General features: G+C 63.5%; 12 protein-coding genes and 2 pseudogenes. 11 read left to right on the top strand and 3 right to left on the bottom strand.

Annotated elements, in window-relative coordinates:
* The first annotated feature begins 4 nt into the window (after positions 1–4).
* From HNE04_RS26175 to HNE04_RS26145, 7 genes and pseudogenes are all read left to right on the top strand, one after another.
* A complete protein-coding gene (locus HNE04_RS26175) occupies positions 5–1,174 on the top strand; it encodes a CaiB/BaiF CoA transferase family protein (protein ID WP_172226339.1) in 1,170 nt (389 codons plus the stop codon).
* Entirely contained in the window at positions 1,171–1,899 is a 729-nt protein-coding gene (locus HNE04_RS26170; RefSeq protein WP_172226336.1) for an enoyl-CoA hydratase/isomerase family protein, read from the top strand. The genes HNE04_RS26175 and HNE04_RS26170 overlap by 4 nt, the downstream gene beginning before the upstream one ends.
* 1 nt (position 1,900) lies before the next feature.
* Entirely contained in the window at positions 1,901–2,737 is an 837-nt protein-coding gene (locus HNE04_RS26165; RefSeq protein WP_172226333.1) for a CoA transferase subunit A, read from the top strand.
* Positions 2,730–3,461, top strand: a complete 732-nt coding sequence (locus HNE04_RS26160) for a CoA-transferase subunit beta (protein WP_172226330.1) — start codon at positions 2,730–2,732, stop codon at positions 3,459–3,461. Before HNE04_RS26165 ends, HNE04_RS26160 begins: the two co-directional genes overlap by 8 nt.
* On the top strand, positions 3,458–4,975 hold the full coding sequence (locus tag HNE04_RS26155) for a class I adenylate-forming enzyme family protein (RefSeq protein WP_172226327.1): 1,518 nt from the start codon (positions 3,458–3,460) through the stop codon (positions 4,973–4,975). The genes HNE04_RS26160 and HNE04_RS26155 overlap by 4 nt, the downstream gene beginning before the upstream one ends.
* 730 nt (positions 4,976–5,705) lie before the next feature.
* A pseudogene (locus HNE04_RS26150) lies at positions 5,706–6,220 on the top strand (helix-turn-helix domain-containing protein); the annotation flags it as partial.
* A gap of 509 nt (positions 6,221–6,729) precedes the next feature.
* Entirely contained in the window at positions 6,730–7,593 is an 864-nt protein-coding gene (locus HNE04_RS26145) for a LysR family transcriptional regulator (RefSeq protein ID WP_172226324.1), read from the top strand.
* 303 nt (positions 7,594–7,896) lie between these two features.
* On the opposite strand, the gene HNE04_RS26140 is transcribed toward HNE04_RS26145, so the two are convergent.
* Positions 7,897–8,250 carry a hypothetical protein gene (locus HNE04_RS26140; RefSeq protein ID WP_172226321.1) on the bottom strand — a complete coding sequence of 118 codons (354 nt, stop codon included), beginning with the start codon at positions 8,248–8,250 and terminating at the stop codon, positions 7,897–7,899.
* Positions 8,251–8,413: 163 nt separating this feature from the next.
* Here HNE04_RS26140 and HNE04_RS26135 point away from each other — a divergent pair, with 163 nt between their 5' ends.
* From HNE04_RS26135 to HNE04_RS26120, 4 genes are read left to right on the top strand one after another with little or no spacing between them, the layout of a single operon-like run.
* A complete protein-coding gene (locus HNE04_RS26135) occupies positions 8,414–10,198 on the top strand; it encodes a glutamine--tRNA ligase/YqeY domain fusion protein (RefSeq protein ID WP_172226318.1) in 1,785 nt (594 codons plus the stop codon).
* Positions 10,199–10,235: 37 nt separating this feature from the next.
* Positions 10,236–10,868, top strand: coding sequence for a DUF1294 domain-containing protein (locus tag HNE04_RS26130; protein WP_172226315.1), 633 nt, complete (start codon positions 10,236–10,238; stop codon positions 10,866–10,868).
* Positions 10,869–10,909: 41 nt separating this feature from the next.
* Complete coding sequence (locus HNE04_RS26125; protein WP_172226312.1) at positions 10,910–11,113, top strand: hypothetical protein; 204 nt, start codon at positions 10,910–10,912, stop codon at positions 11,111–11,113.
* Positions 11,114–11,116: 3 nt separating this feature from the next.
* Positions 11,117–11,446 (top strand): MTH1187 family thiamine-binding protein, encoded by a 330-nt coding sequence (locus tag HNE04_RS26120; RefSeq protein ID WP_172226309.1) that lies wholly within the window; start codon positions 11,117–11,119, stop codon positions 11,444–11,446.
* A 112-nt stretch (positions 11,447–11,558) separates the two neighbouring features.
* Here the strand turns inward: HNE04_RS26120 and HNE04_RS26115 are convergent, their stop codons facing one another.
* The gene (locus tag HNE04_RS26115) at positions 11,559–12,512 is read right to left on the bottom strand and encodes a nuclease-related domain-containing protein (protein WP_172226306.1); all 954 of its coding nucleotides are present in this window, start codon (positions 12,510–12,512) and stop codon (positions 11,559–11,561) included.
* Positions 12,513–12,639: 127 nt separating this feature from the next.
* Positions 12,640–12,933: pseudogene (locus tag HNE04_RS26110) on the bottom strand (IS4 family transposase); the annotation flags it as partial.

The following is a 12,933-nucleotide window of genomic DNA, read 5'->3' as shown; positions in this document are numbered from 1 at the left end:
GTTCATGTCATCCGCCCCCCTGCCGCTCAAAGGCGTGCGTGTCATCGAAGTCTGCAACGTCGCGGCCGGCCCCTACTGCGGGATGCTGCTCGCCGACATGGGCGCCGATGTGGTGAAAGTCGAGAATCCCGATGGAGGCGATACGCTGCGTAGCTGGCCGCCGATCAGCGACGGCTACAGCGAGAACTTCGCATCGCTCAATCGCAACAAGCGATCGGTCACCCTCAACCTGAAGGAGCCCGCCGACGTCGAGGTGTTTCGTCGCCTTGCGCAGGAAGCGCAGGTCGTGATCGAAAACAACCGGCCGGGCGTGATGGATCGTCTGGGCGTCGGCTATGAGGCGCTGCGCGCGCTCAATCCTGCACTCATCTACTGTTCGATTTCCGCTTACGGCCAAAGCGGGCCGCGGTCCCAGGAAGGCGGCTTCGACCTGACCATCCAGGCGATGAGCGGCATCATGAGTGTGACTGGCGAGCCGGACCGCCCGCCGGTGAAGTGCGGCGTGCCCCTCGCCGACTTCTCTGCGGGGCTGTACGCGGCTTTCGGAATCGCCTCGGCGCTCCGGCATGCGGAAGCCACGGGCGCGGGGACGCACCTCGACGTGCCGATGCTCGGTGCCACGCTGGGCATAGCCGCGTTGCAGACCTCCGAGTTCTTTGGCAGTGGACGCGACCCGGTGCAATTGGGCTCCGCGCATCCGCGCAACGCGCCGTATCGCGTCTTCCGCAGCAAGGACGGCTACTTCGGCATGGCTGCCGGCAACAACGTCTTGTGGAAGTCCGTGTGCAACGTGGTCGGCCGTGAAGATCTCCTTTCGGACGAGCGATTCGGATCGCCGACGCTGCGGGCCAAGCACCAGGATGCGCTGCTGGTCATTCTCGAGAAGGAATTCGCCGAAGCCGACACGGCCGCATGGCTCCAGCGCTTCCGCACTGCAGGGGTTCCCTGCGCGCCGATCAACAGCTACTCGCAGGTGCTTGCCGATCCGCAGGTGAAGCACATGGAGTGGGTGCAGCCGCTGGAGCTGCCCAACGGAGTCCGCACGCGCACGTTCGCTTCGCCCATGCGTTTTTCGGGCGAACGCCTGCCGGTACTGCGGCGTCCGCCCGCCCTGGGCGAGCACAACGAGGAATTGCTCGGGCCGCTTCGCAGCGCCATGGAGTCGCAGACATGACCGGCTCGGCAACTTTGCATCGGGAAGGCGAGGTCTGGACGATTTCGCTCGCACGACCCGATAAGCGCAATGCGCTGTCTTCGCCGCTTGTCGATGAGTTGAGCGATTTCGTGCAGCGTGCGCCCGCCGAGGGCGCGAAGGTACTCGTCTTCCAGGGTGAAGGCAGGAACTTCAGCGCGGGCTTCGACTTCTCCGATGTGGAACAGCAAACCGAAGGCGATCTCGTGCTGCGTTTCGTGCGCCTGGAGATGCTGCTGCAGGCCATCGGATCGTCGCCGTGCCTCACCGTTGCTCTCGCGCACGGCCGCACTTTCGGCGCCGGTGTGGACATCGTTGCGTCGTGCCGGCAGCGCTACGCCACAGCGGACAGCAGTTTTCGCATGCCCGGGCTGAAGTTCGGGCTGGTGCTAGGAACGCGGCGCTTCGGCGAGATCGTCGGGCGCGAGCGGGCCACTGCGCTGCAGGAAGAGGCTGCGACTTTCGACGCGCCACGCGCGCTGCAAATGGCCTTCCTGCACGGCGTCGTCGAACAGGCGGAGTGGCCGGCTGTTGTGGAACGCGCACGCGCCACGGCGGCGGCCCTGCCCGAGTGGAGCCGAAACGCGCTGTACGAGGTGCTTTCGTCTCGCGAGGCCGACACGGATCTCGCCTGGCTAGTGCGCTCGGCCGTTCGGCCCGGATTGAAGCAACGGATCGCAGACTACCTGCGCCCCCAGGAGAAATGACATGAACAGTGGATTTGGCGCTTCCGGCAAGCAGCGGGAGCTGAAGGAACTGGTGGCAATGGTACCGAATGGGGCGTCGCTGGCCCTTGGCGGCAGCTTCCTGCATCGCGGCCCGTTTGCCTTCGTGCGTGAACTGATCCGGCAGGGCAAGACGGACCTGGAAATCATCAAGCAGTCGCCCGGCTACGACATTGACATTTTGTGCCGCGCCGGAGCCGTGAGGAAGGTGCGTGCCGGCATCGTGGCGATGGAAGGCAATTTCGGCCTTGCCCCGTACTACCGGCGCGCGATCGAAAGCGGCTCGGCGAAACTGGAGGAACACGCTTGCGCGAGCCTCACGGCGGGCCTTCGTGCGGCTGCATTCGGCATCCCCTTCCAGCCCTGCGGCGGGCTGCACGGCAGCGACATCCCGGCGCTCAATGGCTGGAAGCGTCTGGACGATCCGTACGGCGCAGGCGACCCTGTATGGGTGATCCCGGCGATCCAGCCGGACTTCGCCGTGATCCACGCAAGCGAGGTGGACGCGCAAGGCAACGTACGCGTCGCCGGCACGCATCACTGGGACCGGATCATGAGCCGAGCAGCAAAGAGCGTGCTTGTCGTGGCCGAGAGGCTTGTCGACACGGCCGTTTTCACCGCGCAGCCCGAGGCGACGCTGGTGCCGCACTTCATGGTGGAAGCCTTCGCGATTGTTCCGCACGGCGCATGGCCCGGATCATGCTGGCCAAACTACGAGATCGACTATCCCGCGGTCGAAGACTACCTGCCGCAGGGCGATGCCGCCCTTGCCGCCCATCTCGCGAAGGCGCCGGAAGCGACGGAGGTGCGTCATGGCTGAGTGGTCCGGCTTCTCGTTCATCGTCACGAACCTCGCGAGATTCATCCGACCCAACGAAATTACGTTCAGCGGCGTCAATTCCACTATGCCGATGCTCGCATGCCTGCTCGCGAAGCGGGCCTACGACTTCGACTTCACGTATATCAACGTCGCAGGCGGTGTGGACCCGGCGCCGTCGAAGATTCCCCTTTCGAGTTCGGACCCCGTGCTGGCCGAGCACTCGGCGTCCATCTTCGCGAACGAGGACTTCTATGACCTGTGCACGCGCGGCCGGATGGACCTGACGTTCCTGGGCGCAGCGCAGATCGACGGCGACGGGTGCGCGAACAATTCCGTCATCGGCGACTGGCACCAGCCCAAGGTGCGATTGCCCGGGGGAGGCGGCGGCGCCGTCATGCTGCCGACTGCGAAGCGCTCCTGCACGTGGCGCACTGAACATTCGAAGCGCACGCTTGTCGAGAAGCTTGACTTCCGCACCTCCTGGGGCGGCTTCCATGGCGTCGTGACGCCGATTGCCGTGTTCGTGAAGCGCGACGGGCGCCTGGCGCTGCAGTCGTGGCATCCCGAATCGAGCCTGGAGGAAGTGCGCGAACGCACGGGCTTCGGTTTCGACGCGGCAGGTGCGGCCGCCGCAGAGCCGCCGACGATGCGCGAGCGGGAGGCGCTGGCAGCGCTCGACCCCCAAATGCAGTTCGAACGCGACGCGGCGGTGAAGCTGAGATGAGCGCGATCGACGATGCACCCCGACACGTGATAGCGGTCTTCCGCAACAGCTGGGTTTATCCGGCCCGCGCCGCAACGCTTGCACTGGAAGACGAACGCCGCCGGTACACGTACGCCGAACTGCACGACGCTGTCGGACGCAGTGCCGGCTGGCTGCGGGCCGTTGGCGTGCGCGAAGGGGACCGCATCGCCATCGCGATGGACCGCTCGGCCGATCTCGCGATCTGCATCCTCGGCGCGATGGCTGCGGGGGCCTGCCCATGCCCGCTTGAGCCGAAGCTCGGGGCCGAGGAAGCGCAGCGGCGCACTCGCGTTGCCGGCTTGCAGTGGGTCTTGGCAGATGCCGCCAATTCGGCCGAGGGTAGTGCCAGCGGCATTCCGCAAGAACACCGCCTCGCGTTCGAGCCTGATCCACAGGTGCCGCCCTACTGGACACAACAGCTTTCACCCGAAAGCGACGGCTTCCTGCTCTTCACGTCGGGCAGCAGCGGCAAGCCCAAGGGCGTGCTGCAGAACCACCGCGGCATGCTCGCAAACACACTGGGCGTGATCCGGCATACCGGACTCGGACCGGCGGACAGGCTGCTGCACATCATGCCGCTTCACCACACGAATGGCGTAAACAACCAGCTATTGGCGCCGCTCGCCGCCGGGAGCAGCGTTGCGCTCGCAAGCCGGTTCAGGGCAGAGCACATGCCCGAACTGATGGCACGCTACAGGCCGACCATCGTGACCGGTGTGCCGACCATGTTCGCCCGCATGCTCCCGCTCGATTTTCCCCGCGAGTCGCTGGCTTCGCTGCGCATGCTGCGCTGCGGCTCCGCCCCCATTACCGAGGAGCTGCATCGGCGAATCGAAGAAAAGTTTGGCTTGCCGCTCGTGGTTTCCTACGGCCTTTCCGAAGCGACTTGTACTTCCACCATGAATCCGCCGGCCAGGCGAAAGGTCGGTTCCGTCGGCACGCCGCTGGAGGGACAATCGGTTTTCCTGCGCAGCGCGGACGGCAAACCAGTATCCAGGCCGGACACCGATGGGGAAATATGCATCGGCGGCGCGACCCTCGTGACGGGGTACCTGATCGACGGGAGCGACGGAGTCCCCGACTCGCCGGGCCAAACACTGCGCACCGGCGACCTCGGACGCTTCGACAGCGAGGGTTACCTGTTCATCACCGGCCGGCTGAAGGACGTCATCATCCGCGGCGGCGAGAATTTGTCGCCCAACCTGATCGAGGAAGCGATCGCTGCCGTGCCAGGGGTTGCCGCGTGCTGCGTCGTCGGCAAGGCGCACGCCGACCTGGGTGAAGTGCCGGTGGCTGTCGTTGTGCGGCAGCAAGGCGCGCAAGGCTTGAAGCTCGATCGCGAGACGATCCAGCGCGCAGTGGGCTCGAGCCTGTCCCGCATCCACCAGCCCGCCGAAACCTACTTCGTCGAATCGCTGCCAGAGAACGCCACGGGAAAGATCGACCGCAAGAAGGTGAGGGAGAATGTGGCGAATCTTGTCGCCTCGACGTAGTGTCGGCTTGGCGCTGCTTCCGATTAGCTGGTATTCCCGCCGCGCCAAGTGACCGCATAGCTGGGAAGATGAGGCTGATGCCGGCCAGGACCAGGAGCACGCAGACTATGCGCGGGACCCTGGTACGCTTCCAACCAAGCAGATGTCGCCGCATTCACCAGCTCACACCCATCGCAACCGGCGCGCCGAGAGCAGCAGCGAAAGTCCGCTGAGCTGGCCGCCGCCCAGAACCAGCGCGAGGCGAATCAGCAAGCCAGACAGCATGCCGTAGAAGCGGAAAGCCGCTTTTCGACGCGTTTGCGCACGCCGGAGGCCCGCTCGCCTCACTCTGACATGCCCAACAGAGCGAGGGACTTCTGATGGAGAGCGGCAGATCCCATCAGTGACATACCGAAGTCCCATACTCCGGCATTGCCGACGATTCCCGAGACGGCGACCGCATTAACGCGGACTCGTTCACGGCCGCGTCATGTTGCTCTCCGTGATGAGGCTGAGAAGTGCGCTGGCGGCCTCTGGGCCTGTATTTCCCGGATGCCACCGACAGTCGCGTGCCCGGCCCATTTGTATCGGCGACGCCGGTGCGCCTGAGCTGCGTGGGGGAGCGCTCGGCACACCCATCGCAGACCAAGTTGTTCAACGTCTGTTGTTAGCGCCGGAGTAATACTGACCCGCCGCGCCGAAGTAAAAGTGACCCACCTGGGCGAGGATGACGGCTTTTTTGGTGCCGTCGATGTTGACCCAGGAGGAAGCAGTGGAGATACGAGTGATGGCCCGACGGGGCGAAGGGGTGAGATCGATCGCGAAGCAGTTGGGCTGCTCGCGCAACACGGTACGGCGTTACTTGCGCGAGCAGCAGGCAAGCCGGTACGGGCCGCGCGCGGCGCGCGCGTGCAAGCTGGACGACTACAAGGACTACCTGCTCGCCCGGATCGGGCAGGCCCGGCCGCGCTGGATTCCGGCGACGGTGCTGCTGCGCGAGATACAGCAACAGGGCTACCCGGGTGGCATCAGCCAGCTGAAGGCGTGGATTGCGCCGTTCAAGAAGAGCGAGCCCGAACCGGTAGTGCGCTTTGAAACCCGCCGGGCAAGCAGACGCAGGCGGACTTCACCACCGTGCGGCGCGGGTGCGATCCGCTGCTGGCGCTGGTGGCCACGATGGGCTACAGCCGTGCCAGTTTCGTGAAGCTCACCAGGGGCGAGGATGCCGCCACGCTGTGCGCGGGCCTGCGCGAGGCGTTCGACTACGATGACCTGAAGGAGCTGGCCGAGCCTCGGCTTGCAAGCCTAACCTTGTGCGAGTCCGGCCCGCGTTAGGGGTGCACTGAGTTAATCGTGGATGAGTTGGCACCCCTCCAATGCCAGGTTCGCGACCTATGGCGCCGCCCCCGCGGAGAACGCAACTTGACCAACATGTTTGAGGTCATGGTGCGAGAGCACGCCAAGAAAATTGAACCTCGCGTCTGCACCACCAATGACTGTCTACCTAGATGACATGAAGGCCAGCTTCGGCCCAATGGTGATTTACCGCCAACTTCCTCTGGTCCGTCGCCGACCTTCTGCGCGGCGACTACGAGCAGGCGGATTACGGCAAGGTAGCTACCTCGGCCGATTCAGACCAAACAATTACCTTTTGGACGCAGATGAGGGAGGCTGTCCCCTTTTTCTCGGGCAGCGCCTTTTGTCCGCGACTATATTTCTAAGGTCTGCTACCCCCAAGGCGGGCGGCTTCCTGCGGAGACTGTCTGCGACAGTAATTGTTCAGAACAGTTGCCATCGCCGATCTGGGCACCTTCTCGGCCGCCGCGCAGGCACTGAACCTGGCGCAGCCGACGGTGAGCCTGCACGTGAGCGAGCTGGAATCCCGGCTTGCGGCCCAACTGGTGCTGCGCGGTTGCCGGCAAGTGGTGTCCACGCCGGCCGGTGCCGCGCTGGTGGAACGGGCGCGCCGCCTGCTGCGGGAGGCGGACGACGCCATCGAAACGGTGCGGGCCTTCGCGCAGGGCCGCAGCGGGCGGGTGCGCCTGGGCACCTCCACCGGCATCCTGGTGTACCTGCTGCCCCAGGTGCTGGAAGCCATGGGCAAGAGCCACCCCGGCATCGACGTCGAGGTCAGCATTGTCGGCACCAACGATGGTTTGGCCCGCATGGTCGCCGGCACGCTGGACGTGGCACTGATCGCGCCGCCCCAGGGGCCCGGCGACTGGGTGGTGACGCGCTGGCGGCGCGACGCCATGCTGGCCCTGATGCCCGCGGACTGGGCGGCCCCACAGCGGGTGACGCCGCAGTGGCTGGCGGGCAAGCCGCTGATCTTCAACGACACCAGCACGCGGCTATACAAGCAGACCATGGAGTGGTTCGGCGCCGCCGGCATCGTGCCGCGGGTGCGCATCGAGCTCAACTACAACGAGGCGATGAAGAGCCTGGTGGCGGCCGGCTACGGCGCCGCCATCCTGCCGCTGGAAGGCCCGGTGGAGCCCCACCTGGTGCGCGGCATCCAGGCTGTGCCGCTCAAGCCCGCCCTGGCGCGCGACACCGTCATCGTCCATCGCGCCCTGCCCCTGCTGGACGGCGCCACCCGCAGCCTGCTGGACACCCTGAAGCAGTTTCGTCAGCGCTGATGAGGTGGCCCACAGAAGGTTCAGTCTGGCACCAAATGTGGGCGTTGTCCTACAGCCAAGACGGCTGTGCCAGGGTTTACTACACGCCAATCACCCCGACTCCTCTGAGTCCCCTCCTCCTCCGGGGTGAGCTGGTCCGGCCCTCCGTCCCGCGACTAGCATATTGCCCCCAGGCCGAAAGCCTGGGGGCTCTTTTTTTGTCCGCCGGATTTGTCGATGAGGCAAAAAAAAGGGCCCCAACGCTCATGCGCGGGGGCCCAGCTTGGAGAACCTAAATGGCAGTGCGAAATTATCCGGGTGGAATCAATTCCAGTTGCGGTGATGGCCGTGGTGCCTGTGATGCTTGTTGTGCTTCCAGTGCGGGCGGTCATACTCGTAGTAAACCGGTGCCGCGCCGTAGTACACGGGCGCCGGGCGTACATAGACGACCGGGGGCGGCGCGTAATAGACGGGAGCCGGCTGAACATAAACGGGCGCCGGCTGCACGTACACAGGGCGCGGGTAATACACAGGCGCATTCGAGACGCCCAGATGGACGCCAGGCGCCACATTGGCCCCGACGGAAAAGTACACATCGCTGCGCGCTTGCGCCACCGACGCTGTGCCGGCGGCGGCGAGTGCCAGGGCAGCGGCTGCTACGTAACGGCTGAACTTCATGGTCTTCTCCTGGGTGATCGGAGGGTCAACAGCGCCCTCATGTGTTCTTATTAAACGCACCGGCAGGGCTGCCGAATACCCTCTGCACAGTCAAACCCGTTGCCAGACGTAACTCATCCGCAAAACTTCGTCACAAACACTTGCCCCCTAAAATGGTTTCGATATGACCGCCCCTGCCGAAAAAGACGCCCTCAAGCCCAGCAATTTCCTGCGCCAAATCATCGAACGCGACCTGGAGCAAGGCACTTACGCCCAGCGAAAGTGGGCCGGCCAGCCCGCTGATGCAGCGCAGCATGGGCAGGGCCAGCCCGACCCGGCCAGGATCCGCACCCGCTTTCCGCCCGAGCCCAACGGTTACTTACATGTTGGCCACGCCAAAAGTATCTGTTTGAACTTCGGACTGGCGCGTGATTACAACGGTATTTGCCACATGCGCTTCGACGACACCAATCCTGAGAAGGAAGACAAGGAGTACGTCGACAGTATTTTGGACGCCGTGAAGTGGCTGGGCTTCAGCTGGACAGCCAATGGCACCGAGCATCTGTACCACGCCAGTGATTATTTCGACTTCATGTACCGGGCGGCCGAGTACCTGATCGAAGCCGGCCTGGCCTACGTGGACGAGCAGAGCGCCGAAGAGATGCGCATCAACCGCGGCGACTTCAGCAAGCCCGGCACTGACAGCCCCTTCCGCAGCCGCAGCATCGACGAGAACCTGCAGAGGTTCAGGGACATGCGCGACGGCAAGCTGCCCGACGGCGCCGCCGTGCTGCGCGCCAAGCTCGACATGGCCAGCCCCAACATCAATTTGCGCGACCCGGCGATCTACCGCATCCGCCGCGCCACGCACCACAACACCGGCGACAAGTGGTGCATCTATCCGATGTACGCCTACGCCCACCCCATCGAGGACGCGCTGGAGAACATCACCCACAGCATCTGCACGCTGGAGTTCGAAGACCAGCGCCCGTGGTACGACTGGCTGCTGGACCGGCTGGGCGAAGGCGGCCTGATCAACCAGCCGCACCCGCGCCAATATGAATTCGCGCGGCTGAACCTGACCTATGTGATCACCAGCAAGCGTAAGCTCAAGCAGCTGGTGGACGACGGCCATGTAAGCGGCTGGGACGACCCGCGCATGCCCACCATCGTCGGCCTGCGCCGCCGCGGCTACACGCCCGAAAGCCTGCAGCTGTTCGCCGAGCGCATCGGCGTCACCAAGAGCGACAGCTGGATCGACTACGCCACGTTGGAAGGCGCGCTGCGCGATGACCTGGACCCGAAAGCGGCCCGGGCCATGGCGGTGCTCGATCCGGTGAAGCTGGTGATCACCAACTGGGACGAACTGCATGGCGCCGGATTCCTCGATCAATGCTCCGCGCCTTTGAATCCGCACAACCCCGACGCCGGGGTTCGCGAATTCAAGTTCGGCAAGGAGTTGTGGATCGAGCGCAGCGACTACGAGGAAGTGCCGCCCAAGGGCTACAACCGCCTGTTCCCCGGCAACAAGGTGCGCCTGAAGTACGGCCACGTGATCGAATGCAAGGGCGCGACCAAGGACGCGGCCGGCAATGTGACCGAAGTGCAGGCCGAACTGGTCCCCGACACCAAGAGCGGCACCCCCGGCGCCAGCGCCGTCAAGGTCAAAGGCGTCATCACCTGGGTCGCCGCGGCGGATGCGCTGAAGGCGGAAGTGCGCTTGTATGACCGCCTGTTCGCGGTGGCGCAGCCGGATACGGGGGACAAGGATTTTCTGGAAGAACTGAACCCGGACAGCTTGAAGGTGGTATCCGCGTACGTGGAGCCGTCACTGGCGAATGCCAAGGGCGATGACAAGTTTCAGTTCGAGCGCCATGGGTACTTTGTGGCGGATCGGGTGGAACATGGCCGCGAGGGCAAGCCAGTGTTCAATCGGGTAGCAGGCATGAAGGATAGTTGGGGTAAATAACTCCCATTCATACGAGTTCGCGTCGCGCAATCCCATCATGAAAAAAGAAGGCACCGTCGCAAAATGGGACGATGCGCGCGGCTTCGGATTTATACGCAGTCCTGCCTCTGCGGCGGATGTGTTCTTCCATGTGCGTGATTTTCACGGCGGGAGTGCTGGCTCACCCCGTCAAGGCTTGGCCGTCACCTTTGAAGAAATCAATGTCGGAGGCAAAGGCCCGCGTGGAATGGCAGTGCGGCCGGCCGGGGGCGCCGCGAACCATCCGGTTCGACGTCGACATCGGCATGCACGAGTAGAAGCAGCGCCAAGCGGGTCGGGCGCGCTTGGCGCCTTGCCGCTGATGCTGATCTATGCCGTAGTGATTTTGTGGGCGGTCTGGACACGCACACTGCCGTGGTGGGTGCTGGTAGCGCTGCCCGCTCTCAACATGATGACTTTCTATGCGTACTGGCAGGACAAATACGCGGCCGAGACCGGCCGATGGCGCATCAAGGAAGACACGCTCCATCTGTTCAGCCTGGCCGGAGGTTGGCCGGGTGCTTGGTTCGCCCAGCAGATCCTTCGCCACAAATCTCGAAAGGCTGAATTTCGCGCCGCCTACTGGGCGACTGTGACGCTGAATTTCGGGGCGATCGGAGGCTGGCTATGGTGGGCGACCCGCGTTTCTTAGCGGGTGCGCGCACAATACCTGCCTCCCCACCGGCGCCACTCATGAAATACGTCACCTCTTCCCGCAGGCAACTCGTCATGGCGACGCTGCTGGGCCTGGCCATCGTCGGTGCGGCGATGCGCTACTGGGCGCCCAACCCTTCAACGGCGCGGGACATCGGCACGCTGCTGATGGTGATGTGGCTGCCGGCCGTTGGCAACATCATTGCCTTCGCCGTGCGCCAATTGCACAAGCGCAGGTCTTGACAAATGGTCCTCCTCGAATTCGCCATGAACCCGCCCGACCGCGGCGACGGACTCAGCGCCTATGTAGCGCGCATCCTCGACGTCATCGACCGCAGCGGCGTGCCCTACCAGCTCACACCGATGGGCACCATCCTCGAAGGCAGCTTCGATGAGGTGATGAAGGTGGTGGGCGACTGCTTCCGCGCGCTGGAGCAGGACTGCCCGCGGATCGGCATGAACCTGAAGATGGACTACCGGGCGGGGCCGGAGTCGCGGATGAGGAGCAAGGTCGCGGCGGTGGAGGAGAAGCTCGGGCGCAAGCTGAACGTGGATTGCGGGTCGAGCCCGCAATGACCTTACTTCGACGCCGACCCCATCTTTCCCTGAAGCACAGCCACCAGGTGCTGCTTGGCTTCCGCTAATTGGGCCTTGTCCGCGTCGTGGACCTTGCGAACACAGGCGCAACTCAAAATAAACCTTGATGCTCCCGGCAATACTGTCCCCCCTTGAACCGTACTGCGTTGTTCCAGCAGTACTTGCCTTCCGGATAGCCGATCTTCGAATTGCAATGCAGGCAGATCAAGCGCTTGGCTCCCGGCTGCTCTCCTGACTCTGCCTGTTCTACGACTGGCGCGACTTGCACCGGTGGCACGCGCGTTGGCGCAACCGCAGGCGTGGACACGGGCTTTGCGCTCGGTTGCATGAAGTCCGGCAACGCGAGCTGATTCTGCGGTCGATGCTGGCGCATGAGCTTTTCGCCCCATTCCTTGGCTGCATCCAGCGATCGCACGTTCGCGAAACCCCGCAGCGCCATACCCACGCCAAACGTCTCATCCACGAACTTCGCGTGCCAGCTGGGGAATTGGTCTGCCTTGATGACGCTGGAAGTATTGAAGTCGGAAGCCTTCGGACGCGTGATGATGGCCTTGGGGTGGAACATCACCACGTGGTGGAATTCCAGCGGGGTCCCGAGGCGATTGGCGATCTCCAGGCGCTCCAGCAGCTTGCGCAGAATGCGTTCGTGCCTGCGGCTCTGCTCGATAGGCGATGGAACACCGAAGCGGTCTTCGTCGTACTCCGCCGTGAATTCGCCGCTAGCGTTGATGCTGACGTTTCCGGCGTAGTTCTTGGTTTCGACCAGATAAAAATGACCCAGACGATTGATGATCAGGTGATCGATCTGGGCAACGTCGCCTTGGAATTCGAATCGCAGGTCGTGCAGCACCAAGTGGTTCTGGCCATCCTTGAAGTATTGGTCAAGGTAGTAGGCCGATTCTTCTTCCCCCTTGATTCCCTTGCGGAATCGGCTGAGCTCCTCACGTAGCCACTTCTTTTGCCTGAAGTCCAGCATCGTGGACTTTTGCAGATCTTCCAACAAAGCGATGCGCTTGGACTTGTCGTCCGCTTTCTTTAACAGCATATCCCTCCCGCGTCAGCTTGCTTTTTAGCACGCTACACGAGATTCACCAATGCGTATTGCTTGCGGTGCCCCGCCGATGCAGGTCGGCGAGGTCGGACGCTCGTGAGTGGATTGCGGGTCGAGCCCACTACTGTCCGGAGATATTTTCAAATAGTGAAAACTGCTGAGAAGCCTCGATTTCGTCGTCGAGATCGACGGCTTTGAGCAGGAGCACATCGATCGGTACCCGATCAAAAAGTGACAGGCTCAGTACCTGCAGGATGGTGTGTAGCGTGGCGGTGAGTTGGAGCCGCTTCTTCACGATCGCCACCAGCACATAGGTAGCGATTGCGATCCAGATTTGCGTCTTCACGGCGTTGGCGCTGTTGCCCACAAATGCCTTGATGCGCAGGTTCTGTTTGATCCACTTGAAGAACAATTC

The organism is Caenimonas soli (assembly GCF_013155545.1).
Classification (GTDB): domain Bacteria; phylum Pseudomonadota; class Gammaproteobacteria; order Burkholderiales; family Burkholderiaceae_C; genus Ramlibacter; species Ramlibacter soli.
This window is presented reverse-complemented; position numbering and strand designations above follow the sequence as displayed.